The sequence below is a fragment of the Photobacterium sp. S4TG1 genome (assembly GCF_036040035.1).
Taxonomy (GTDB): domain Bacteria; phylum Pseudomonadota; class Gammaproteobacteria; order Enterobacterales; family Vibrionaceae; genus Photobacterium.
The window spans coordinates 15,023-41,024 of sequence record NZ_JAYXUH010000016.1 but is presented as its reverse complement, the minus strand read 5'-3'; the positions used below and the strand labels follow the sequence as shown (position 1 = coordinate 41,024).

The 26,002-nt window shown below is 37.8% G+C and carries 23 protein-coding genes; 15 read left to right on the top strand and 8 right to left on the bottom strand.

Annotation, left to right across the window (positions count from 1 at the left end; genetic code table 11):
- Positions 1–3 precede the first annotated feature (3 nt).
- The 6 genes from pstA to VXS03_RS16055 all read left to right on the top strand — a co-directional run bounded on the left by pstA (position 4) and on the right by VXS03_RS16055 (position 5,358).
- Positions 4–903 (top strand): phosphate ABC transporter permease PstA, encoded by a 900-nt coding sequence (pstA, locus tag VXS03_RS16080; RefSeq protein ID WP_327764909.1) that lies wholly within the window; start codon positions 4–6, stop codon positions 901–903.
- Positions 904–920: 17 nt separating this feature from the next.
- The gene (gene pstB / locus VXS03_RS16075) at positions 921–1,670 is read left to right on the top strand and encodes a phosphate ABC transporter ATP-binding protein PstB (RefSeq protein WP_327764908.1); all 750 of its coding nucleotides are present in this window, start codon (positions 921–923) and stop codon (positions 1,668–1,670) included.
- A 200-nt stretch (positions 1,671–1,870) separates the two neighbouring features.
- Positions 1,871–2,215, top strand: coding sequence for a DUF1971 domain-containing protein (locus VXS03_RS16070; RefSeq protein ID WP_327764907.1), 345 nt, complete (start codon positions 1,871–1,873; stop codon positions 2,213–2,215).
- Positions 2,216–2,348: 133 nt separating this feature from the next.
- Positions 2,349–2,729: a hypothetical protein gene (locus tag VXS03_RS16065; RefSeq protein ID WP_327764906.1), complete on the top strand. Its 381-nt coding sequence runs from the start codon at positions 2,349–2,351 to the stop codon at positions 2,727–2,729.
- A gap of 183 nt (positions 2,730–2,912) precedes the next feature.
- Positions 2,913–4,568, top strand: coding sequence for a mechanosensitive ion channel family protein (locus tag VXS03_RS16060; protein WP_327764905.1), 1,656 nt, complete (start codon positions 2,913–2,915; stop codon positions 4,566–4,568).
- Positions 4,569–4,905: 337 nt separating this feature from the next.
- A complete protein-coding gene (locus tag VXS03_RS16055; RefSeq protein WP_327764904.1) occupies positions 4,906–5,358 on the top strand; it encodes an META domain-containing protein in 453 nt (150 codons plus the stop codon).
- An 84-nt stretch (positions 5,359–5,442) separates the two neighbouring features.
- On the opposite strand, the gene metE is transcribed toward VXS03_RS16055, so the two are convergent.
- The gene (gene metE / locus VXS03_RS16050) at positions 5,443–7,764 is read right to left on the bottom strand and encodes a 5-methyltetrahydropteroyltriglutamate--homocysteine S-methyltransferase (RefSeq protein ID WP_327764903.1); all 2,322 of its coding nucleotides are present in this window, start codon (positions 7,762–7,764) and stop codon (positions 5,443–5,445) included.
- A 277-nt stretch (positions 7,765–8,041) separates the two neighbouring features.
- Between metE and metR the strand changes: the two genes are divergently transcribed.
- Positions 8,042–8,953 carry an HTH-type transcriptional regulator MetR gene (gene metR, locus VXS03_RS16045; protein ID WP_327764902.1) on the top strand — a complete coding sequence of 304 codons (912 nt, stop codon included), beginning with the start codon at positions 8,042–8,044 and terminating at the stop codon, positions 8,951–8,953.
- A 25-nt stretch (positions 8,954–8,978) separates the two neighbouring features.
- Here the strand turns inward: metR and VXS03_RS16040 are convergent, their stop codons facing one another.
- Positions 8,979–9,167 carry a DUF4250 domain-containing protein gene (locus VXS03_RS16040; RefSeq protein WP_327764901.1) on the bottom strand — a complete coding sequence of 63 codons (189 nt, stop codon included), beginning with the start codon at positions 9,165–9,167 and terminating at the stop codon, positions 8,979–8,981.
- Between the two features lie 154 nt (positions 9,168–9,321).
- Positions 9,322–9,990, bottom strand: coding sequence for a hypothetical protein (locus VXS03_RS16035; RefSeq protein ID WP_327764900.1), 669 nt, complete (start codon positions 9,988–9,990; stop codon positions 9,322–9,324).
- A 298-nt stretch (positions 9,991–10,288) separates the two neighbouring features.
- On the opposite strand from VXS03_RS16035, the gene glpA reads away from it, so the two are divergent.
- The 4 genes from glpA to VXS03_RS16015 all read left to right on the top strand — a co-directional run bounded on the left by glpA (position 10,289) and on the right by VXS03_RS16015 (position 15,046).
- Entirely contained in the window at positions 10,289–11,941 is a 1,653-nt protein-coding gene (glpA, locus tag VXS03_RS16030) for an anaerobic glycerol-3-phosphate dehydrogenase subunit A (protein ID WP_327764899.1), read from the top strand.
- Complete coding sequence (glpB, locus tag VXS03_RS16025; RefSeq protein WP_327764898.1) at positions 11,941–13,284, top strand: glycerol-3-phosphate dehydrogenase subunit GlpB; 1,344 nt, start codon at positions 11,941–11,943, stop codon at positions 13,282–13,284. The genes glpA and glpB overlap by 1 nt, the downstream gene beginning before the upstream one ends.
- The gene (glpC, locus tag VXS03_RS16020; protein WP_327764897.1) at positions 13,284–14,492 is read left to right on the top strand and encodes an anaerobic glycerol-3-phosphate dehydrogenase subunit GlpC; all 1,209 of its coding nucleotides are present in this window, start codon (positions 13,284–13,286) and stop codon (positions 14,490–14,492) included. Before glpB ends, glpC begins: the two co-directional genes overlap by 1 nt.
- Before the next feature lie 137 nt (positions 14,493–14,629).
- Entirely contained in the window at positions 14,630–15,046 is a 417-nt protein-coding gene (locus VXS03_RS16015) for a hypothetical protein (RefSeq protein ID WP_327764896.1), read from the top strand.
- A gap of 6 nt (positions 15,047–15,052) precedes the next feature.
- Here VXS03_RS16015 and VXS03_RS16010 read toward each other — a convergent pair whose 3' ends face one another.
- Positions 15,053–16,255 carry an MFS transporter gene (locus VXS03_RS16010; protein WP_327764895.1) on the bottom strand — a complete coding sequence of 401 codons (1,203 nt, stop codon included), beginning with the start codon at positions 16,253–16,255 and terminating at the stop codon, positions 15,053–15,055.
- A gap of 161 nt (positions 16,256–16,416) precedes the next feature.
- Between VXS03_RS16010 and VXS03_RS16005 the strand changes: the two genes are divergently transcribed.
- The gene (locus VXS03_RS16005; RefSeq protein WP_327764894.1) at positions 16,417–17,289 is read left to right on the top strand and encodes a LysR family transcriptional regulator; all 873 of its coding nucleotides are present in this window, start codon (positions 16,417–16,419) and stop codon (positions 17,287–17,289) included.
- A gap of 255 nt (positions 17,290–17,544) precedes the next feature.
- Positions 17,545–18,912, top strand: a complete 1,368-nt coding sequence (gene dcuC / locus VXS03_RS16000; protein ID WP_327764893.1) for an anaerobic C4-dicarboxylate transporter DcuC — start codon at positions 17,545–17,547, stop codon at positions 18,910–18,912.
- 123 nt (positions 18,913–19,035) lie between these two features.
- Here dcuC and VXS03_RS15995 read toward each other — a convergent pair whose 3' ends face one another.
- The 3 genes from VXS03_RS15995 to VXS03_RS15985 all read right to left on the bottom strand — a co-directional run bounded on the left by VXS03_RS15995 (position 19,036) and on the right by VXS03_RS15985 (position 22,401).
- Positions 19,036–21,216: an FUSC family protein gene (locus VXS03_RS15995; RefSeq protein WP_327764892.1), complete on the bottom strand. Its 2,181-nt coding sequence runs from the start codon at positions 21,214–21,216 to the stop codon at positions 19,036–19,038.
- Positions 21,213–22,118: an HlyD family secretion protein gene (locus tag VXS03_RS15990; RefSeq protein WP_327764891.1), complete on the bottom strand. Its 906-nt coding sequence runs from the start codon at positions 22,116–22,118 to the stop codon at positions 21,213–21,215. Before VXS03_RS15990 ends, VXS03_RS15995 begins: the two co-directional genes overlap by 4 nt.
- Before the next feature lie 67 nt (positions 22,119–22,185).
- Positions 22,186–22,401, bottom strand: coding sequence for a DUF1656 domain-containing protein (locus tag VXS03_RS15985; RefSeq protein ID WP_087820767.1), 216 nt, complete (start codon positions 22,399–22,401; stop codon positions 22,186–22,188).
- A 171-nt stretch (positions 22,402–22,572) separates the two neighbouring features.
- On the opposite strand from VXS03_RS15985, the gene VXS03_RS15980 reads away from it, so the two are divergent.
- A complete protein-coding gene (locus VXS03_RS15980) occupies positions 22,573–23,475 on the top strand; it encodes a LysR family transcriptional regulator (protein ID WP_327764890.1) in 903 nt (300 codons plus the stop codon).
- A 94-nt stretch (positions 23,476–23,569) separates the two neighbouring features.
- On the opposite strand, the gene VXS03_RS15975 is transcribed toward VXS03_RS15980, so the two are convergent.
- Positions 23,570–24,340: a ribonuclease H family protein gene (locus VXS03_RS15975; RefSeq protein WP_327764965.1), complete on the bottom strand. Its 771-nt coding sequence runs from the start codon at positions 24,338–24,340 to the stop codon at positions 23,570–23,572.
- A gap of 215 nt (positions 24,341–24,555) precedes the next feature.
- Here VXS03_RS15975 and VXS03_RS15970 point away from each other — a divergent pair, with 215 nt between their 5' ends.
- Entirely contained in the window at positions 24,556–25,797 is a 1,242-nt protein-coding gene (locus VXS03_RS15970; RefSeq protein ID WP_327764889.1) for a mechanosensitive ion channel family protein, read from the top strand.
- Positions 25,798–26,002 lie beyond the last annotated feature (205 nt).

Genomic DNA, 26,002 nt, shown 5'->3' with positions numbered 1-26,002 from the left:
CTAATGACTAACAATCACTCATTATCATCTCAACACTGCCGATTAGAAAATGCTAATCCTGCAGCTCAAAAACTAAAAGATCGTCTGTCGCTCGCCATTATCTGGTTATCGGCAAGCATTACTGTTGGCTTTTTATTATGGGTAATGTGGTACATCCTTAGCAATGGTCTTGCCCATGTTGATTGGGCTTTCATTAGCTCTAACTACACCACTATCGGTAAAGAGTCCGGTATTTGGCCAATGATAATTTCAACTCTATATATGGTCATTGCCTCAATTTCTGTTGCGGCACCATTAGGGATCATGACAGCCATTTATCTTACTGAATATGCAAAAGTCGGTAGCCGTTTAGTTAAAGTCATTCGTTTTTGCACTGAATCTTTAGCTGGTATTCCTTCTATTATTTATGGCCTTTTTGGTATGACCTTTTTTGTGGTTATTCTTGGATTTGGTTATTCCATTTTATCAGGGGCATTAACATTAAGTATTTTGATTCTTCCGGTAATTATTCGTACCACCGAAGAAGCATTAATGGCAGTGCCACAAACCTACCGTGAAGGCTCATACGGTTTGGGTGCTTCTAAAATTTATACTATTTGGCGACTTATTCTTCCTAGTGCTATGCCTGGAATTGTAACCGCTATTATCCTCAGCGTCGGTCGTGTTATTGGTGAATCAGCACCAGTATTTATGACTGCAGGCATGGTAGCGCGTATCCCTGAAAGTGTATTTGACTCAGGACGTACGCTTACTGTTCACCTGTACAAGCTAACGCAAGAGCTCTATACCGTACATGAATGGAACCAAGCTTATGGTACCGCGACAGTGCTCATTATTGTTGTTCTTGTTATTAACCTAATTACCAAGCTTATCGCTAGCCGTTTTAATACTGCGACTTACTAAATTCTGAGGATATAAACATGAACAAATTTAATATTGAAAATCTTGATCTGTTTTACGGTCAAAACCAAGCGTTGAAAAAGATCAACTTACCGATCCCTAATCGCCAAGTCACAGCACTTATTGGTCCTTCCGGTTGCGGTAAATCAACCTTGTTACGTTGTTTAAATCGTATGAATGATCTTATTGAAGGCGTATCAATTAAAGGCTTACTGACCATCGATAATGAAAATGTCTATGGCAATATTGATGTGGCTCAATTACGCATAAAGGTCGGCATGGTCTTTCAAAAACCCAATCCATTCCCAATGAGTATCTATGAAAATGTTGCTTACGGTTTACGTGCACAAGGCATTAAAGATAAAAAAACATTAGACACTATTGTTGAGCAATCACTACGTGGTGCAGCCTTATGGGATGAAGTAAAAGATCGCTTAAAATCACATGCCTTTGGCCTTTCTGGCGGCCAGCAACAGCGATTATGTATTGCGCGTACTATTGCGATGAAGCCTGAAGTAATATTAATGGACGAACCAACATCAGCGCTTGATCCTATCGCAACCAAAAAAATTGAAGATTTAATGGAAACCCTTAAAAAAGAATTCACTATTGTGATTGTTACTCACTCAATGCAACAAGCACGTCGTATATCAGATCGCACGGCATTCTTTTTAATGGGTGAATTAGTTGAACATGATGAAACACAAAATCTTTTTAATAATCCAGTAGACGATCGTACTCGTGGTTATGTAAATGGTGATTTTGGTTAAAGCTATATCTAAGGAATAATAATAGCGATGGTACAACTTGCCTCTTCTTTTTATGAAGGGGCTTTTTTTATTTAAACGACATATTTCGTATAAAAACAACCGTAACAACAATAAAATAAAACCATTGCAACCCTAATATTAAAGATGTATTTTATAGTTATGTTTTAAGAAGTCACTGACGTTAATCAAAGGAGATTCTCATGACGGCTATTCCAAGTGATTATGTTAATTATAAATCTACTCCTATTTTTACTCCTGAAAACATTCCGAAAATGTTTCTTCATCTTCATAACACACGGGCAGGTGTCTATGGCAAAATCTGCGTCCTACAAGGCCAATTAAAATTTTACGGTTTTAAAGATCAACGTGGTGATATCGAGCAAGAAATCGTTATTAATGCTGAGGAGGCTGCGATTAGTCCACCACAATATTGGCATAAAGTAGAATTTTTAACTGATGATACGCAGTTCCAAGTACGCTTTTACGCACAGCAGAACAGTCAAATCGTACGTAAAAATCTTAATGAACGTACATCTAAAGCATAATAATGCCATAGCACAGGCTTACTTCACTAAAATGTGAAATTAACTCTATAATGACAGTGTTTTAAATATTATAAGCTAGTCTTATCTATACGAACCAATCACTCAAGAGTGATGTATATTATAAGGCGTAAGAATGTGCTATAAATTACCTATAAATCATGTAGCCTCATGGATCAATGTACTAACATCAACTGATATTCCAATAAAATCAGTGGCGCTATTGATCGATAATTCGCCAGTGCATGATTTGTTTGTTGAACAATTTAATCATCGTGATATAAAAACATATCAACAAATAAAAGAGGCAAATCCAAACCGACTAATCAAACAGCTCATTAATAGTGACTGTAATATTCTTCTCGTCGACAGATCTAACTACCCGCAATTACGACAGCTAATACCCTCTTCTACACAACAGAATATTGTTATTGCTCTTACTCAAGAATCTTGGATGCCTGATTGGACATGGGCTTTTGCTCAATGTCATTTTTTATGTCAGCAAGACCTTCCGTAAGTGAATTAATAATAATGAAGTGTAATTTTAATGGTCATTTTTCTATATAGCATTGAATATCTATAGCCGTAAGCGCCGATTTAGCTATAATCTGCTCATATTTGTCTAACGACAATAAAAAGCCTGTTATCAATGACTGATAGCATCATATTTTTAATATCACCAGCAGGAGTTTATCGCAACATGCGCTTACTGGTACTAATGCTTATTTTCGTTTCTACGTTAAGTTTTGCGAATACAAAACCACAACTTGAAACACCACAACCAGAAAATGTGGAATACCAACAGCTTCAAAAACTTAATCTTGAATTAACGACGTTAGCCAAAGAAGCAACATCAACAACAGGCTCATCACTTGATGTAGTTCGCTTACAGTTACTTAATAAAAACAAAGAATTAAGAAAAACACTAACTGATTTAATTGATGATAAACAAGCGGATAAAAAACTTTTAGTTAAACAAGTAGAGCAACAAATAAAGTTTGCAGCCGATGCTGAAAAATTTCTACAAACGAAAGTTGAACGCGATCAAAAAGCGCTCGATAAAGCAAAAGACACAGATAAATTAGTGGCGTTAAAAGCCCTAACAGAAAGCCGTGATTTTATTATTCTTGTTCTTAATGAGGAATGGGAAAATTATCAGTGGATGGACCGTTTAGGAAAACCCCAACCTAATTCAATTCAAGCGCTTAAGAAAAATATAGAACATCGTTTAGACTTTATGTCGGCTTCGCTTACTTTTGGTAGTCAAGCACTAGAACTGAACGACAAGCAAATGAAATCAGCGACAGGTGATGAACTAAAAACATTACAAGTCACTCAAATTTTGTCGCAACGTCAAGTTGATAGTGATACTAAAAACTTAACCGATTTAGTAAAACTTGCTGACAATATGGGTATTGATACCGCTGAATATAAGCGCTTATTGTTTGAACAAACGGGTAACGTTACCGATGACTTACTAAATAGTAAGGTTATGTGGTCAATCGTGACATCATGGACTTCTGATTTTAGTTCATGGCTATTTGAAAACTTGCCACAGATGATCTTTAAAGTCTTTATCTTTATTTTTATTATCTTCGCATTTAAAACGTTAAAAAATATCGTTCGTAAAATGGTAACCCGTGCGGTATCGACTAAGAATTTAAAAATGTCGATGCTTATGCAAGAGTTCTTTATTTCAATGTCGGGCAAAATTGTATTTGCTATCGGTATTTTGATCGCACTCTCACAAGTAGGTTTAAACCTTGCTCCAATCCTAACCGGTTTTGGTGTCGCTGGTATTATCGTCGGTTTCGCACTGCAAGATACATTATCTAATTTTGCATCAGGTATGATGCTCTTAATCTATCGTCCATTTGATGTCGGTGATTTGGTCGAAGCCGGAAGTATTACAGGCAAAGTAAGCCATATGAGTTTAGTTAATACCACGATCAAAACATTCAGTAATGAAATTATTATCGTACCCAACAGTAAAATTTGGGGTGATATAATCAAGAACGTTACCCATGAAAAAGTACGCCGTATCGACATGATTTTCGGTATTGGTTATAGCGATGATATTGAAAAAACAGAACATATTTTACATGAAATTGTTGAATCCCATCCTTCAGTTTTACGTAGCCCAGAACCAACGATTAAGCTTCACACATTAAATACATCATCTGTTGATTTCATTGTTCGTCCTTGGGTTAAAACAGACGACTATTGGGATGTATATTGGGATATCACACGAGAAGTGAAAATGCGCTTTGATCGTGAAGGCATTTCGATTCCATTCCCACAGCAAGATGTACATTTACATATGGTTGAAAAAACTATTGAATCAAAAACTGCCTAATCACTAGCAGCACACCATAAATAGAAGGGCTCGTACTGACTAGCCCTTTTCTTTCCCCATCAATCATAGAAATATTTTTACTTAATTATCGGTTTTCTAGATAAGTCACAAATATATCTTTAGTAACAAATAAATCGACGTTATTAAGTAAGAAATAGGTATAATCACAACGAGCAAGTATTGAACTAATCTAAATTTTTATTCAAAATTTCCACTATTAGCATGGACATCAATGAACATGCTTTAAAAATAAGTGTCCATTATTTAGTTAAGCAAACTTTATTTTATGTTTGCACTTTTGCTCACTCATACACATTACTGTTCAGGAATAACTATAATGAAAAAGCGTTTATTATCAGCACTGGTACTCCCAATGATGTTAGCTGCATGTTCTACAACGGGTATTACTAAAACACCGCAACCAGTAACAAGCAATGATCTTGCTAATGGCAACTGGTCTTTAGTGCAGATTGATAATCAAGATCTTGCTCAACCAGAAGCGTCTCACGCGCCAACGCTTACACTAGCGGCCGATCTTGCGGCTAATGGTCATGCCGGTTGTAACCGTTATTTTGGTCAAGCTGAAGTAAAAGATGGTCAATTCCGTATTGAGAAAATGGGAATGACAATGATGCTATGTCCAGATAGTGAAATGAAGGTTGAACAAACATTCACGCAATCACTTTCTGATTGGAATAAGGTTAGCATTTCAGGGGATACCATGACGATGACTAACGCAAAACATACATTAACATTTGCTCGTGACATGGCTGCAACACCAGCAAAATAATCACCGCTTAATAAAAATAAGAGCTGTTTACATACTTTCGATAACAAAGAAATCTATGTAAACAGCTTTTTTATTATTCACAGATTATGCAACACTGACCTCGTAATACTTTTCACGCAGAATATGTGCCGCAGTGACCATATTCGTGAGCGCGGCTTCAGTTTCTGTCCAATTTCGCGTTTTTAAACCACAATCAGGATTGATCCATAAACGCTCAATCGGAATTAATGTCGCAGCTTTATTAATTAATGCCGTGATCGTATCAATCTCTGGAATATTAGGTGAATGAATATCATACACGCCAGGGCCAATTTCATTGGGGTAAGCAAACGCTTCAAACGCCTTGAGTAAGTCCATATCTGAACGTGATGTTTCAATTGTTATTACATCAGCATCTAACGCAGCAACAGATGCAATGATCTGGTTAAATTCGCTATAACACATATGAGTATGTATTTGTGTTTGCGAACCAGCGCCCGCAGCTGAAATTTTAAACGCTTTTACAGCCCAATCAAGATACTCTTGCCATTGGCTTTGTTTTAGCGGTAACCCTTCTCTTATTGCAGGTTCATCAATTTGAATGATTTTAATGCCGGCATCTTGTAAATCAGCCACTTCATCCCGTAAGGATAAAGCAATTTGATTTGCTATCGCTTTACGTGGTAAATCTTCACGCGCAAACGTCCAACCTAATATCGTCACAGGGCCGGTCAGCATACCTTTCACCAGTTGAGTCGTTAATGATTGCGCATATCGACTCCATTTCACCGTTATCGGTTGAGCACGGTAAATATCCGACACAATAATTGCAGGTTTTACACAACGGGAGCCATAGCTTTGTACCCATCCATATTGCGTTACGACAAAACCTTCTAATTGTTCTGCAAAATACTCCACCATATCATTGCGCTCCGCTTCACCATGAACAAGAACATCAAGTCCTAGACGATGTTGTCGAGTAATGGCATCTTGAATATGTATTTCTAATGCTTGGTTATAATCAGATTCACTGATCCGCCCTGATTTAAAATCACTACGTTGACTACGAATCGTCGTTGTTTGTGGAAATGACCCTATGGTCGTGGTCGGTAATAATGGCAACTGCAATGCGTGTTGCTGTTGAATTGCCCGTTCAGAATAAGGAAGATCACGTTCAGCCAATTGAGGAGTAATTGCTGCTGTCCGTTGCTGTACTTGCAGATTATTCACTCGCTTACTGCTCAAACGATCTTTTATACTAGAACTGTAAGTTGCACATTCTGCAATCGCTGCCAGATTGCCATCAAGTGCTTGTGCTAACAACGTAATTTCGCCACATTTTTGTTTAGCAAATGCTAACCATTGACGGACATCAGCATCAAGCTCAGTTTCACTGTCTACATCTATCGGGCAATGTAATAACGAACATGAACTCGCTAGCCACAGATTCGCTCCTAATTGTTGTTTAATCGGTTGTAAATGCGTCAGCCATTCAGCCAGATCAGCTCGCCATACGTTACGCCCATTGATCACTCCAGCAGATAATACCCAATGCTCAGGAATCGCCGCAGTTACAGCGGCTAATTGTGCAGGTGCTGCTGATAAATCAATATGTAAACCATCAACATTAAGCTGTGAAATTACGGCTAATTGGTGACTAATATCATCAAAATACGTCGTCAATAATAACTTAGGCCCACCATGTAACACTTGGTAAGCTAGTTTAAAACTCGCCGCCCATTCATATGGTAATTCAAGGGCTAATGCTGGTTCATCAATCTGTACCCACTCAACGCCTAAAGCCATTAATTTAGTTAATATTTGCTGATACGCTGTCAATAATCGCGGTAATAATGTTAAACGATCAAATCCTTGTTGTTTTTCTTTTCCTAGCCATAAGTAAGAGACCGGTCCTAATAAAACAGGTTTGACATTATGACCCGCTTTTTTTGCTTCAGCGACTTCTTCAAACAACTGTTGCCAACTAACATTAAAACTATCGTCTGCGGTAAATTCAGGCACGATATAATGATAGTTAGTGTTAAACCATTTTGTCATATCAGCAGCGGCACAGATGCACCCGGTTGGTGCTTTTCCACGCGCAACACTGAACAACGTATCTAAATCAGGCAAACCTTGTTGATGGCGGGTTGGAATATGACCAAGTAGCATGCTGGTACCTAATACATGGTCATACCAAGCAAAATCTCCAACAGCAACATAATCAAGCCCGGCTTTAATTTGATCATTCCAATGACGATGACGTAAATCATTTCCAACCTGTTTCAGTTGTGCTTGATCACTCTCACCTCGCCAATAACGCTCTTGAGCAAACTTTAATTCACGCTGTTTTCCGACCCTTGGATATCCAAGTATATGGGTGACCGTTTTTACTTCAGTATCCGTTTCATTTGATATTATTGTCATTGTTTATCCCTTCAATTAAAGATGTTATCAACTATAAATCCATATAAAAACAATGGCTAAGATGACATTGATTGAATAACACAGTGACGGACAACAACACTGACAACAAGGTGATTTATCTCATAATGATCATGAATTAATTTCACGTTTAAAGACTAGTAATTCATAAAATCCATCATTAAAATGGACATTTAGACGTCCAGATGTTTACAACCATCCATTAACAACGTAGATTAAAAAACAATCAATTTATACCGTAAATACTCAAGGATGGAATATGATTGAACTTAAGCATCTAAAAACATTAACGGTACTCAGAACAACAGGCTCACTCACCGCAACAGCTAATAGTTTATGCTTAACGCAATCAGCACTGTCTCATCAATTAAAAGATCTTGAACAACGTTTAGGCAGTCCGCTTTTTTTACGCAAAACACGCCCAGTACGCTTTACGGCAGAAGGTAAAGTACTCTTAGCTTTAGCTGACGATGTTTTACCAACAATACAAGCAGCAGAACAAGAATTAGCCAACACAAGGCATCAAACAGCTGGTCGATTACAGATGGCGATTGAGTGCCATTCTTGTTTTCAGTGGTTAATGCCCGCATTAAAACAGTACCAAGGATTATGGCCAGATGTGGATATTAATTTCTCGTCAGGGTTTAGTTTTGCCCCTATTCCTGCTCTGGCAAAAGGCGAATTAGATTTAGTGATCACATCCGATATTCAGCCACGCCATGATATTCATTATGAACCGCTGTTTGATTTTGAGATGTGTTTAATCGTAGCCCCACAGTCACCATTAGCCACTAAATCAAATATTGTTCCAGCTGATCTAGCTCACCAAGCCGTACTCAGTTATCCAATTCAACGTAACCGACTCGATATAGCTAAGCATTTCCTTCACCCTGCAGGTATTGAGCCATTATCATGGAAACAAGCGGACAACAGTTTAATGTTAATTCAGATGGTATCAGCAGGAATGGGGGTCGCAGCCTTGCCTAATTGGGCTGTTGATAATTTCGTGCAACAGGGGTTAGTAGTCAGTAAACCATTAGGTAAAGGATTGTGGCGACGTTTATTTGCTGCAGTGCGAGCTTCAGAACACAAACATCATTATCTAAATGCTTTTTTTGCAACGGCTAAACAACAGTGCCAGCAGCATCTGCAAGGTATTAAAACTGTTTAATACCTTGCATAAATTCCAGTGCTATTTATTTGAACTGATTATTCAATGGATCATAGTGATAACCTTGTTGAGCCATTTTGTCAGAAAGCTCTGTTTCACTTAATTCATAGCGAGAAGCTAATTCTGCCATTGAATGACACTCTAGTCGTAACCGCTCATTAACGATACCGATAACAATATGAGTATCCATACCAAGTAAATTATTGATTTCCATTATTCCCCCTTACGGCTTAATGATCACAGCCAACCTTTGCTCTATTTTATTAAGCATAGACGACTTATCTCTCTTTCTCCTTTCCATCAATAACAGATAAAAAAAGCCCTTACCTCAACCAAGATAAAGGCTCATAACACTTATAATTAAAGTATTAGAATAATGTTAATTGCATAATCGCAGAAAATGTAAGTAACGCTGCTGCGACTAATAACTGCCATTTATTGACAGTTTTATGTAATAAAATATGCCCTGACCACACCAGCATTGCAGCGACTAAACATAATAATGAAATAATAATCTCAACGGTATAAGGTGCTGTTGCCGCCTCTCCCATAAAAATCACTTTCCACACTAATAGCAACACTGAAACGATAGCGCTAATAAAGCCAACAAACGGTAAAATACGGTGAAAAGCCTGTAAACGTGTACGAGAGAACGTCAATAAAACATGAGCAAGTAAACTACCATACAATGCAGTTGCCACTAAACTAAGCAACACTTCGGGCATGTCCATCATTGGAAATATAAAAATCCAACTAACCAGCCCCAGTAAATCAGATCCATAAAGTGCCTTTAATGGTCCTGAATCTCGCGTTTTACTGGTTTTCACTTTGACGGTAAAGAATAACAAGCTCAATAAAGGCAGTACTGCCCATGCTTGACTAATGGCAGCGAGTAACCACCCAATAAGTAATACTGGTAGCATTTTATGCACTCGACCTCGTTGACCAGGGCAAATTTCCCCTTTAGTGAGTACTAACGTAAGAATACATTGAGCGCCAAGCAGTGCTGGAATTAAAAATGCGAGATAGCCGATCATAATAAGCATCAATTAAAAGAAAAGGAGCACAATTATACTCAAGTCACAGCAAGATGCGAATGAGAGCTTTCTATTAACAATTAACCTCCATAAATTGATTCGCAACTTATGCCAACCAAGACTTTATATTATCAAAACGACACTACAATGAACAAAAAGGAACGCAAAAATGTTCGTTCGCTCATTTATGTGCGATCGCTCACCAAACGTTATGTAATTTAATGGCATATTAACCCTATTAAAATAGTGGGCGTTATCAACGCTAATAATAAATTCAATAACGATAAGCGAAACGAACATGACGACTTGGTTAGAAACAGAGGTTGTGATCATCGGTGGTGGCGCAACAGGAACAGGAATTATGCGTGACTGCGCCCTGCGTGGTATCAAATGTATCTTAATTGAAAAAGACGATTTAGCCTCTGGAACAACAGGTCGCAACCATGGCTTACTTCACTCTGGTGCGCGCTATGCAGTAACAGATCCAGAATCAGCCAAAGAGTGCATCATTGAAAACCGTATCCTTAAAAATATTGCCCGCCATTGTGTTGAAGATACGCAAGGGCTATTTATTTCTCTACCCGATGATGATTTGCAATTTCAACAACAATTTATTAGCGCCTGCCAAAATGCCGATATTGACGTTGAACAATTAACGCCGCAGCAAGCATTAAGACTAGAACCTAACTGTAATCCACAGCTTATAGGCGCAGTAAAAGTCCCCGATGGTACGATTGATCCCTTTCGTTTAGCTTCTTCTAACGCACTTGATGCTATAGAACATGGCGCACAACTTTTTAATCACACTTTTGTCACCGCCCTTATTCAAGAAAATGGTGTCGTTAAAGGGGTTAAATGTTTAAATTTAAAAACTAATACCCACTTTGAAATCAGAGCCCAACAAGTGATTAATGCCGCTGGGATTTGGGGACAACAAATATGCCAATATGGTGATCTTAATATCACCATGTTCCCAGCCAAAGGATCATTATTGATCTTAGATTATCGAATTAATAACTTAGTGATCAACCGTTGCCGCAAACCTTCTGATGCCGATATTTTAGTTCCTGGCGATACCATCTCATTAATAGGTACAACATCTGAACGCATTGATTATAAAGATATTGATGACTTGCATGTCACTAGCAAAGAAATTGATATTCTCTTAAAAGAAGGGGCAAAACTTGCGCCAATCATGGCCAATACCCGTGTATTACGAGCCTATGCTGGCGTTCGCCCATTAGTTGCTGTTGATGGTGATACTAGCGGTCGTAATATTAGCCGTGGAATTGTGTTATTAGATCACGCTGAACGCGATAGCATGGACGGATTTATTACTATCACCGGCGGTAAGTTAATGACTTACCGCATGATGGCAGAATGGACTACCGATCTTGTGGCTAAAAAACTGGGTAACACCACCCCTTGTATTACTCATCAACAACCATTACCAGGTTCAGAACAACCTAAAACGATAAAGCACACCGCCAGTTTAGCTAAACCAGTTTACCAATCTGCTTACTACCGCCATGGTGAGCGTGCTGAGCAATTTTTAACTGATAGTAAAAAAAGCCAAGCCATTATTTGTGAGTGTGAAATGGTGACTTGCGGTGAAGTTGAATATGCTATCAAGCAACTGGATGTGCATAATTTAGTCGATTTACGCCGCCGCACTCGTGTCGGTATGGGCCCTTGCCAAGGTGAATTATGTTCTTATCGTGCTGCCGGTTTATTTGCTGAATACGGTAATACTGATGGTAACCATGCCAGCCATATTCTCAGTGATTTTCTTGAAGAACGTTGGAAAGGTATCAAACCTGTTTTTTGGGGAGATGCTCTGCGTGAAGGGGAATTCTCTTATTGGATCTATGAAGGTCTCTTTGGTGTGAGTGATATTCCTCCTGTCTCTAGCTCAATTAACACTGACCATCCACATTGTAAGGAAAAATAATGAAATTTGATAATATAATTATTGGTGGTGGTGTTGCTGGCTTAACCTGCGCTATCCGTTGTGCTCAAGCTGGACTCAAAACAGCCGTTATTGCGGCGGGTCAAAGTGCACTCCATTTTTCTTCAGGCTCTATTGATGTGTTAAGCCGTTTACCTAATGGCACAACAACACATTACCCATTTGATGAATTTGATACTTTATCCCATCAATCGCCACAGCATCCTTACAGTAAGTTAGGACTTGATGTTACTCGTCAAGCGATTGATTGGTACCAACAAACAATGGCAAATATTGGTATTAAACTACATCACCAAACTGATGATTGTAATCATTTACGCATTACACCAATGGGAACATTTAAAGCAACGTGGTTATCACAATCAACGGTCCATCCTTTTCCGATGTTTGATCCAGCTAAATCATTACGTAACTTGGCATTGGTAACTATTGATGGTTTCCGTGATTTTCAGCCTCAATTAGCTGCTGATAATTTACGTCTACTGCCCCACTTTGCTAATGTCAACATAGCTACTGCCGCTATTGCATTACCTGAAGCAGAATTAATGCAACGTAATCCGTGTGAATACCGTTCGATTGATATTTCTCGTGTTTTAGCTGATGACAATAAACTACAACATTTTGCCTTAGCAATGAAAAATACCATTGGTGAAGCTGATTTAGTGGTTCTTCCTGCCGTATTTGGTAACGGAACAGGTATTAAACTCATTAAAAAGCTGGAAAAATTAACAGGTTACACCCTATGTGAAATTCCAACAATGCCGCCATCATTACTTGGTATTCGTTTAGAAGACGCGATGAAAAGCTACTATAAATCCTTAGGTGGACTGATTCTTGCGGGAGATGAAGTCACTCATGGCGAGTTTGAAAATAACCAATTAAAACGTATCTTTACTCGTCACCATGGCGATATGCCATTAACTGCTAATCACTATTTACTCGCTAGTGGCAGTTTCTTTAGCCGTGGTTTACACGCTGAACGTCATCATATTGAAGAAGCCATTTTTGGACTAGACATTGCACCATTAATATCAACTAACCACCAGCACTGGTATCAACCACAGTTCTTCAGTAACCAACCGCATCAATTTCTAGGAATGGGGGTTGAAACTAATCAACAATTACAACCCAGTCTTAACGGTAAGGTTATAACTAATCTTTACTGTGCAGGGGCTATTTTAGCGCATTACAATCCGATCTTTGAAGGCAGTGGCAGTGGTGTTGCTATAAGCACTGGCTTTTATGCAGCCCAATCAATGATCGCCTTACACGATAAACACAGCTCAACCGCAATTTTTCCATCATTAGCAGAGGGCAATATCTAATGCTCAAGCAAGATACCAGTTTTGACCAATGCATTAAATGCACCGTATGTACCGTTTATTGCCCTGTTGCTAAAGCAAACCCTAATTATCCAGGTCCTAAACAGTGCGGGCCTGATGGTGAACGATTGCGGATTAAAAGTGCTGAATTTTATGATGATATGCTTAAGTTATGCACTAACTGTAAACGTTGTGAAACCACTTGTCCTTCAGGAGTAAAGATAGGCGACATGATTGCCGTTGCACGTAGTAAACACGCTAAACATGACCTCAATATTAAAACAATTCGAGATTTCGTGTTAAGTCATACTGATTTAATGGGTTCTGTAGCAACCCCTTTTGCGCCTATTGTTAATGCGATTACAGGCATGAAACCCGTTAAAAAGATCATGCATAAAACCATAGGCGTTCATGATCATAAAACATTACCTAAATATTCTCATGGCACATTCCGCCAATGGTATAAAAAGCACTGTTCGAATCAAACCCACTATCCACAACAAGTACATTACTTTCACGGTTGTTATGTCAATTATAATAATCCACTGCTAGGCCAAGATTTTGTAAAAGTCATGAATGCAATGAATATTGGCGTGCAGTTATTGGATAAAGAGAAATGTTGCGGCGTACCATTAATTGCTAATGGATTCTTCGATAAAGCAAAGAAAAACGCACTACTTAATACTCAAAGTTTTGAAGCTGTTGTTGAAAAGTATAACTCAACTATTGTTTCAACGTCTTCAACATGTGCCTTTACTTTGCGTGAAGAATATCCACATGTATTAAAAATTGATAATGCAAAAGTGGCCGATCGCATTGAGTATGTTACTCGTTTTCTACTTAAAGCCTTTATGAATGGTAATACTCCTAAACTAAAGCCTATTAATAAAAAAGTGGTTTATCACACACCCTGTCACCTTGAACGTACTGGCGGTAGTTTATATACCATTGAACTACTTAAAATGATTCCAGGACTAGAGCTTGAAGTTTTAGATAGTCAGTGCTGTGGACTAGCGGGTACTTATGGTTTTAAAACTGAAAACTACGATACTTCAATGAGAATTGGTGAAGATTTATTCCAAAAAATACGCCATGCCAACGCTGACTATGCGATCACTGATTGTGAAACCTGTAAATGGCAAATTGAAGAAAATGCAAATTTAACCACGATCCACCCGATCAGTTTGCTTGCAATGGCGCTTGCTGATTAAACATGACTTTACCAATCTTCTATTTTTGATAATACTAATCATATACGCAGTATTTCCCCCGATTAAATACTGCGTACTTTTATTTTTATCAAGGGTTAATTCGGGATCAGTTCATCAAAAATATAAGAAGTCATATTATGTTATACATCAAGCAACTAGGATTACTTTTTGTCACTCTCATTTTAAGTTGTTGTTCGTTTATGGCCATTGCCGCAGATAGCCATGAAACGATCCACTTTAAAACAGAGGCCACCAACGGTGAATATGTCGCAACAACAACGGGCTATGATGTCAATAACTATATTTTTTATGCCCAAAAAGGCCAGCATTTAAACGTTACTCTCGAGACCAAAAGCACCAAATTATGGGTAGTACTCTTAGACGAAAAACTTGAGAGACTTGCCGATTTAACCCCATTTTCAGCTAATCTTAATGACAAAGGCGAATATATACTACCCTACAGCGGTAAATACAGTGTCCGTATTGGTCAATACAGAGCCTTTGCTCGTCGAGGCGAAAGCAGCCATTATAAATTGATTATCAGTATTGATTGATTGTTATTAATTCGGCTGCAATTCTAAAACAGACTGCTGTTTCGCTTTAATTAATAGTCCACAACAAACAAACATCAGCATATATAACAAAGAGCCACCAATCACAACGGTCTCCCAACCACCATGTAGCCAACAATATATCAAGAAGAAACCGCCTAAACTGCCACCAATGTAATAGTGGACTAAATACAACGCAGTGGCGGTTGCCTTCGCAACTTTGGCATGCTGACTTACCCAAGCATAAGCTAATGAATGAGTAAAAAATGCACCAGAGCTTAATAATAATAAGCTAATAAATATTGTAATACGTGATTCAACTAACCCAAGCCACATACCTGCTAAACTTAAAATCCCGCCCAAAATCATACCTGATAATGGGCTATATTTACTCGCCCAACGCCCACTCAAACGCGATGTTATGGTACCACTGAGATAACAAAGGAAGATTAACGATGCCCAACTTAAAGGTAAATTAAACGGTGCTGCAACTAATCTAAAACCCGTAACTGAATAAAGATTAACAAATAACGCAAAATTAACCCCACCAATGAGCATCGCCAACCATAATATCGGTTGTTTAATATGCGCGACCACTTGATAAGCATGAATACTAATACGGTGGTGATGGTGAATAAAATGTTGTTGCGGCGGCAATAATTTAATCACAATAAGCGCCCCAATTAAGCTCATTGCTGCCATACCCAATACAGCCCAATGCCAACCTAACTGTTCCCCAATAATACCGCCATATAATCGCCCCGCTATTCCACCTAATGAATTAGCACTAATGTAGGCACCGACTGCTAACATTAAAGCTTTGGGGCTAAATTCTTCCGCCATATAAGCAACAGCAACGGCAACATAGCCTGCAACAGATATGCCCATAACAGCCCTAGCTATGGTGAGTGCAAACAAATCATGAGTGAACATCATTGCAATACCGACAATGGGCATCAGCAATAAACTGATCACCATAATAATACGTCGTCCAACAATTTCAGATGCAATTGCCCACGGAATAAGACATACCGCTAACATTAATGTGGTCGCCGCTAATACCCAATTAATTTGTGTTGCTGAAACTGAAAACTCGGTTGCCATTAATGGCAACATCGGCTGGAACAAATACAAATTACAAAATACGATAAAAGAGCCCAACGCCAATGCAAAACTGGTTTTCTTATAGGCCAATGTATTTGTTTCTATCATGATTTCACCATCAAAAAAGATCCATGTTTAGTACGCAACATCATTAACACCACAATGTTATATTTCATATGACTAAACATAACGTGACAAGACGATAGCAACAGCGCCATAATAAATAAAATATATAATTAATATCACTGTGATAACTAAAGACTATAGCTATGGATACTCGTTTACTGACTTATTTCACACAATTAGCCACAACTAAAAACTTTACTCGCGCAGCTGAACAATTACATATTGCGCAACCTGCTCTAAGCGTCGCTATAAAAAAATTAGAACAACAATTAGACCTAACGTTGTTTTATCGTAATGAACGTAAAGTTATGTTGACTCAAGAAGGTGAAGTATTACTGGTACATGCGAAACAAATTCTACAAAAAATAGATGACGCAACACTCGCAATGAAAGAGTTACGTGGGCTCGAAAAAGGAGAAGTCAGACTCGGTGTACCCAGTATGTTGGGATCGTATTTTTTCCCTCAAATATTGATGGGGTTTAAAAGTCACTATCCAAATTTAAAATTGACCATTGTTGAAGCAGGAACGCAATCCATTCGACAAATGCTAATTGAAGGTGACTTAGATTTAGGGGTTATTATTAATTATGACGTCCCTGCAACTTTAGCTATCGAGCATCTTTTACGTTCACAAATGGTCGCTGTCGTCAGTGAACAACATAACTTTGCTGCGAAAAAAAGCCTAAGTTTTGATGATTTTTTTGGACAAGAATTAGTCGCATTTAAGTCAGGTTATTTCCATCGTGAAATGTTAGATCATGTTTGCGAACAGCATAATTTAACGCCTAAAATTTCATTTGAAACCAATTTATTACCAATGATTTTGCAAATTGTACGTCATGATTTTGCAATTACAGCTTTGCTTGAATTAGTCACAGATCACGAACCGCACCTTATTCCTATCCCCTTTTCAGACCCCATCCAATTAGACCTTGCAATGGCATGGCGCAAACAAGGGTATCTATCTCTTGCCGATAGAGCTTTCATTGAATATGTAAAGCAACAATGCCAATAATAGCTAGATAAATGCAAAAAAAATGCAACTTACTTAGCTAAATTTAACAGATAAAAAACAGTTAACTGCTAGTTTTTATTTAAAAACCAAACCAAACCATTAACATTATCAATAAAAATATGGATGAGATCATATATTGATCGGTTAACAGTCGTTCACAAACCTTTTTTTCGCTACATTACGCACGTAATTTATGTAAAACATGCAGATAAATGTAATAAATACACATTTTTTGATTTAAGAAAAGGAATTTCCATGACGGAATTATTAATTGGTTTGGTGATCACCATCGCTGTTGGTTATTACATAGTAAAAGGATATAAAGCCGCAGGTGTACTGCTTGTTGCTGGTATTCTTTTATTAATTTTAGCAGGATTTTTAGGCCATACTGTATTACCAAAAGCTGTTACATCAACCGGTAATTTACTGACGGATTCTCTTGAATATGTCAAGTACATGCTGCAATACCGTAATGGTGGTTTAGGTCTGCAAATTATGTTGCTATGCGGCTTTGCAACGTACATGACACATATCGGCGCAAACAACGTTGTAGTAAAACAATTTTCAAAACCTCTTTCTTTTATTAAATCACCTTATGTTCTATTAGTTGCGGCTTATATTGTTGCATGTTTAATGTCATTAGCTGTGAGCTCTGCGACAGGTCTTGGGGTGCTATTAATGGCAACCTTATTCCCAATGATGACCGCAATGGGTATTTCTCGTCCCGCAGCGGCAGCAGTATGTGCATCACCAGCAGCTATCATCCTATCGCCAACCTCTGGTGATGTAATTGTAGCAGCTGAAAAATCAGGCTTACCGTTACATGTTTTTGCTGTAGAAACGGTATTACCTGTTTCTATTTGTGCCATTATCGTGATGTCAGTTGCTGCCTTTTTCTGGAACAAATACCTTGATAAGAAAAACAACACCCCGATGGAAAAGTTGGATATATCTGAAATAGAAGTAAAAGCACCCGCTTATTACGCTATTTTACCCTTCTTACCTATTGTTGGTGTTTTCCTGTTTAATGGTGAAACCATTCCAGGTCTGAAATTAGACATCTACACTATCGTAGTACTTTCAATTGCTATTGGCGCTGTTGTCGATTTCCTAACAAGTCGTTTTAATGGCAAGGAAACCCTTGAAAACCTTGAAGCTTGTTACGCAGGTATGGGCGATGCTTTCAAAGGCGTGGTAATGTTATTGGTTGCTGCAGGTGTATTTGCTCAAGGCTTAATGTCGATTGGAGCGATTGATAACCTACTAGCTCTTGCTGATAAAGCAGGCGCAGGCGGCGTGGCACTGATGCTATTATTAACAGCATTAACTGTTGCTGCAGCAATTGCAACAGGTTCAGGTAACGCACCATTCTATGCCTTTGTTGAATTAGCACCGCAGTTAGCCATTAAACTTGGTTTAAGCCCTGCATTCTTAATTATTCCAATGCTACAGGCATCAAACTTAGGTCGTACGATCTCTCCTGTTTCCGGTGTTATTGTTGCAACATCAGGTATGGCACAAATCAGCCCATTTGAAGTTGTTAAGCGTACGGTAGTTCCTGTTATTTGTGGCCTCGTTACCGTGATTATTGGCACGATGATATTAGTCCCTATGTACGCTTAATCATTGTCACAACGTCATCTACAAACAAAGCCCACTGATAATATATTCTCAGTGGGCTTTTTATATTGCAGCACTTATTTTATTAGCCATTTTTTATGACAGGCAATAACGAATAAGTACCCCTTATAACGCAAATGGCGTAAATTTTAATTGATATAAAGACTGCTTTGATACTTGTTGATTCACATCGTCGAGAGACTGAATAAACAATAAAAGAGATGTGATTAATTGATACGTTTTATCCCTTTGATCTTGAGTAAATTGGCCATATGGTGACGGTAATTTACCTTGATAGTCCGATAATTTATCCTGTAAAGCAGTTAACTTAGAGGCATGTAGTGTTGACATATTTTCACAGATCATCGTAACCCCAGTGATCGCAATAAGTTCCTGAAGACACTCAACAATAAATAGATTAATACTTTCATTGTATTGCGTTACTTGCCATTGCTCATAGCTATCTGTAAATGACCGATAATAAAAGCACGACCGATAACCCAAATTAAGTAATGTAGTTACCTGTTTTTTATCGACCTGTTCATAGTTTGTCCAGTCGATTTTTGTACTCGCCATTTCGGCAAGTGAAACTGCTTGTACTGGTGTTGATATACGCAATGAAAACAGTTTATTTGACTTTTTGTCAGCCAGTTTTTTTAATCCAAAATGTAACCGAATTCGAAATTGACTGAGTTGTCGTAAAAACACATATTCAGGCTGGCTTGAATAAACTCCATTATAAACCCAAAAAATAACTAATAAACCTATCGAGAGTAGCGTAATAGTTAACAATGAGGTCTCTACACTATACGTCGGCACTAATTGAATTGCACTGGTTGTCATTAACATCAGGTTTTGACAGCCTAATAGCCGATGGAATACTTGTTGAGGTTGATTAAAATAAAACCAAAGAACGAAAACATTAATAAAATAAAATAATCCTAATTGCCAAATTTGGCTCAAGTGAGGCAGGATAAATATATATTGCAATAATGCTAAAACAGACCAAACAATCATGTGCATTAATATATAACGAGGACTCACAAAAGGTAACGATAAAGCAACACTGCCAAAAATAAGACTAAACATGACTATCATTACTCCCCCTTGCATGGGAATAAAAAGCCACAATCCAACACTTATCCAAAAAATAACGAGGATCTTAAAAGCATTAATAAGCCGTTCTGAATCTAAAGAAATATTAAACAAAGCAGATGGCGCTTTCTTCGTTATTTTTATCTTTGATGGACTTTCACTCAAAATTGCTTGAGTTAAATGTTGGTATATCGACGCTTGTAGCGCATCCATCTTCACTAAGTTTTGTGCCAACATCATTAATGCGCCATGATATGACTTTTCATGATTAAGCAATGATGGTAATGAAAAATGGGCCACTAATAAGGTATTTGCAGCCATATGCTGGCGAATACAACTATTGGTTGCTTGTGGATTTTCAACGACATAAGTTAATAATGTAATTGTATTTTCATATCTATTTTTGAGCGCTGTTAATGCTACGATTAACTGTTGCTTTTGTTCTGTAGTAAACCGTTCTTCAATAAGATTAATCGCTTCAGATAAATGTCCACCAAGTAGAACCCACTGATTTTGCTCATCTCTTATTGTTTCCCATATAGGGAACTCACTGTTTATTTGATAACTATCACTTTTCGCCGCTTGCAGTAAATCATCGATACGAGCTAAATATTTTAAGCTATCACTCCAAGAAACATTACGGCTTAACATTTCATTTGATTGAATATCTATAATCGCTTGTTCTATCTTTTCCTGCTTAATCTTAGCATTATTTAATAACGTATTGAGCAATACAACGCGGCTTGATACTGGACTGAAAATACTAAAAACAAAACTAAAGCAAATGACACCAAGAATAGTCTCTTGAAGCCTAAGCGCCGCAATATTAAAAGTTTGTTCTGCTGATAATTTTCCCATCACAATAATTATGCATGACACCATCACCCCAATGGTCCACGCATAACCATTTTTAGGATTCGTCTGTTGATAAATACAAACGGCAATAATCAAAGAATAAGCCAGTAATAAAGCCAACGGATGCTGAGCAAATAAATCAACTAAAACAAAAGCAATAATAACGCCAGCAAATGTGCCAATAATTCGGTGGCGACCTTTTTTTAAAGAGTGTCCATTGGTTTCCGTTGCAGCCATTACGATCACTGCGAAAGCGGCCCAATAAGGCTTATTCCACCCCAAAGCTAAAGCTATGACGATGGATAGCGTTAAAGCTGTAGCAACTTTTAATGGCATTACCCAGCGTCTTGCCGTCATATCATTTCCTTAACCATTTTAATTAAACTCTGACTTTGTTGTTTTTTATGAATAACAATAGAAGCCGATGAACCTATACGAAATTGAATGTCATCAGGAATATGATCTAAACGAATTTGAACTGGAATACGTTGAGCTAAACGGATCCATTGAAAGGTTGGACTCACATTTGGCAACAAAGAAAGCCCAGTACTACCGTTTTGGTGAGCAATACCATAACCAATACTTTCGACAACACCTTTTAAAGATTGGTCGCCATATGCCATTAATGTCACTGTCGCTTTATCGCCAGCAGCGACATCTTTAATATCCGTTTCTTTAAAAAAGCCTTCAATCCAAAAACTATGCTTATCAATAAGAGCAACTACAGGTTGGTTAGCAACTACTTGAGTACCAATATTTAGATTCAGATTAGTAATATAACCATCAACAGGTGCCGTAACCTTGGTAAAACTTAAATCTAATTTACTTTGATCATATGCGGCCTGAGCAGCTTCAACGCCGGCTTTAGCCAGGGTTACTGCAATTTTCTGTTGCACTAATGTCATCTCAGAAATTGCGCCCGGTTGGCGGTGTATTAATTCACGCTCACGCGTCGCTTCATCTTGTGTACGTTGCAATTGTGCTTTTGCCTGATCCAAGCTACCTTTGGCTTTTTCTACTGCTATTTTATAAGGTCGAGGATCGATAACAAAAAGCACTTTGCCTTTTTTTACTTCACTATTATCTTTTATATTTAAAGCAATAATTGGACCGGTAACGCGCGGAGTAATTTGTACAATCTGAGCACGAACCAAGCCATCTCGTGTCCACGGATTTATAATATATTGTTGGTATTTCCAACCAATCGCAGCAAGCGCAACAATGACGAAACTACTCGTAATAAATAGGCGTTTAAACATGGTTATCTCTATTATATTCAATTGACCACAGAATATTTTAACGATTTCTTAATATCGCTTGAAATCATTATGACGGGAAAATAAACGTACTAATAAGTACGGTGTAAATAACTGCAATCGATAACTCAACTAATGGAGGGTTTGATACATATCGATACCATTTAACTGTATTAAAAATACGCACAGTTAAAGAGGTACAAATAATGGCAATAAAACCTGAAATCAGAAGAGGCGGAAAATAAATTTCTCCGATAGCAATCTCTTTAGGTACGAGATTTAGCATGGTTGTTATCCGTAACTGTAAGTTTATATAAGTAATAAAAATTTCATTTACAATAGAATATGATGATAGTCATATTATTGATTTGGATAAATATACGAATATGGAATACAATCGCAACTGTGAGTTTCTAATAACATAAATTACCACCAGCTTTTGTTAGGAATAGTCCATATGGATCGTATAACAAGTATTGAGATTTTTGTCAGAGCGGTTGAACTAGGTTCATTTGCAGCAGTAGCAGAAGAACGTGATATCAGTGCTCAAATGGTAGGCAAGCATATTCATGGATTAGAAACATCATTAGGTGTTAAATTACTTGCTAAATCAACACGTTTTCAATCTCTTACAACTGCAGGTGAACAGTTTCATTTACGATGCATTAATATTCTATCGGAACTAAAAGCTGCCCAAGAAGACATCTATCTAGATCTCAATGAACCAATCGGTAAATTAAAAATATATTGCGGCGTAAACTTGGGTATTAGCCTACTCTCCCCATTATTAGGTAAATTTATTCAACAATATCCCCAATTAGAAATTGACCTAACATTAGATAATAATCCACCAGATATTTATCGTGATGGTTATGATGTTATTTTTCATGACCGCATTGAGGGATATGAGTTTTTAGTCGGCCATCAAATTTGTAGCTACGATATGGTCGCATGTGCGACACCTGAATATTTACAACAACATGGCACACCACTAGAGCCAAAAGCATTGGAGCATCACCAATGTTTAAGACACACAACAGCTTATCATGCCCATCGTTGGTGCTTTAAAAATGCCGCTGGTGATTATTTTTCACCGCGTATTTCATCTCGTTTTACAATCAATAGTGGCCAAGCCATGCTAGCGGCAGCAATGGAAGGCGCTGGAATTACAATACAGCCGAACTTTCAAGTTCAAACCGCGTTAGCTTCAGGAATATTGATACAAGTTCTAGCAGATTATCAATTACCCAAAATTGAACTTTTTATGCTTTATAAACCGTCATTACGCCAAACGTCTCGATTAACGTTGTTAAACAATTTTCTACAAAGTGAACTAAACAACCCATTAAATATTAAGTAATTTTTCAGATTAATAATAAATAGCTCAATAGCAAATCATTCTATATAAGCCTAAGATTGATCTGTAACTAAGCTATAAATATTCCACCGCTTAATTAACCAGCACGAAGTGCAAGTAAAGCAGGTAAATCATAAGGCGGTTGGTATAAACAAAAATCAACGACTTTAGTATCAACCGCTAAAATTGACATACGATCAGCAAGTTCATTACCTTCAATACCGACATGACCATTGACATGGTGAATCACAAGCTGTGACTTTACTGCTTGATAACGGGCAAACATTTGTTGAATTAATACTAAGTTTTTGATTTCCCCTCCCGCTTTTTTCCAGCCATTTTTTTGCCATGTTATCGCCCATTGAGTAATACATTGAATCGAATATTTTGAATCACAAAAAATCGCTACTGTAGCCCCTTGTGTCAAAGCTTGTTCGGCTAAGATCAGAGCCTGATTAAGTGCATTTAACTCAGCGGTATTATTGGTTCCCATTGGCTCATATAGACCGTACCATAACTCACTTAGTTGATTATTACGGTATAACGCCAATCCTGATCCCGCTTTACCAGGATTAGGATCACAACCACCATCAGTGAAAATTTTAATTTCCGCTGTTAATGCATGAACTTGTTCACTGGTTAATGACCCTTTACTTACAGTGGTGCGTTTTGTTGATGTTTTTTTAACTTGTGGTGATGAACCAGAAATCTGTGCAGGTTTTCCAAAAGCCGCAACGGCTTCAGCTTGGGTTGGAAATGATTTATATCGCGCCCCTGCAAATTTATCTACTTGCTGCTTACAACTTGCCCAGTCACTATAAACACCAGGCTCACGACCGCTCCAAACAACATAATATTTTTTGGACACCATTTTCTCCACACTCTCGTTAATATCGTACTGATTGCTCAAACGAACCTACATACTTGGTATTCTAAGATTCTACCACTAATGCACCCCTCTGATTATGCTAAGATAAACACCATTATAAAAAATACTCGCATTCACCGTCGATTGTGTTCTCAAACCAATGACGATATCGAGCCAGTTACATTTTTATTCACCGGTGAGTTTGGAGTTCCATTTTGAGCCATAAAATACGCTTGGACATTGCTAATGGCATGTCACAGCTTGGGATTAATGTTCAACCACAAGACAGCATATCAACTGCTATATTCATGGTACTTTGCTGCGTGGTAGCTTTCTTAGCTTACGTCTTCGTTCGCTGGGGCTTGCTTGCCATATTACGATCTGCCATTAAACGTTCTCAAGCAACATGGGGACACGTTATGGTACGGCATAAAGTCTTTGAAAAACTATCATTAACTATCCCGGCAATGGTGCTCAACCTTGTTATTCCACTAGTATTAGATAAACATGCGATCCTCAGTAGCTTTATTGACCGTACGTTAAGTTTATGGCTAATTATTGTATTAGTAAGAAGTACTTATGCATTTCTTGATGCATCAAATGACATGGCTGACATTAATCAAATAAGTCGTAATTTACCAGTAAAAAGCTTTGTTCAACTATCCAAGCTCATCATCTTTTTTATCGGATTTATTATTGCAATCTCCGTACTCACTAATCGCTCGCCAATTTACTTTTTAAGTGGCCTAGGTGTCGCAACAGGTTTAGTATTATTAGTTTTCCGCGATACTATTTTAGGCTTTGTTGCGGGTATTCAATTATCGGCAAACCAGATGGTCAAGGTCGGTGATTGGATTCAAATGGACAAATACGGTGCAAACGGCAGTATTGATGAAGTTTCCTTAACAACCGTTAAAGTAAAAAACTGGGATAATACCGTAACTAATATTCCAGCTTATGCCCTAGTACAAGATTCATTTATTAACTGGCGCCAAATGCAAGAATCGGGTGGTCGCCGAATTAAACGCTCCATCTTAATCGATATTGACACCATTAAATTTATTGACGAGCAGCAACAGCAACAATTATCAACTATCCCTTATGTGGCTGATTTTATCGCAAAAAGAAACGCAGAAATTGTGACAGGTGATGCTCATGCACTTCAATTAACCAATATCACTGTCTTTCGAGCTTATTTAGAAGCTTACTTAAAACAAAATAATAAAATTCGCCAAGACATGACTTTTCTCGTACGCGAATTAGAGCCAAGTGCGCAAGGATTACCCGTTCAAATTTATGTTTTTGTTAATGATACGCGTTGGGCTTTTTATGAAGCAGTTCAATCCGATATTTTTGATCACGTATTAGCCATTTTACCCCAATTTAATCTCGCGGTTTATCAAAGCCCTGATGGTTCAGATGTAAGAAGCTTACAATCTAGTATCGCAGCATCTTAATGTCTTCCCTTTTGACGTATTGGATGAGTATTTTTCTCATTTAATGCGTCTTTATATTACAAAAAAATCATTCATATTAGCGCGCCCCATCACACAATAAATGGCTATAGTTAAAAGTCGAATAACGATTTATTAAAAACTTTGTTTAACATCAAGATTTATAATCACTAGCCAGCCTTTTTATGAGCCGCTATAATTCCCGCCT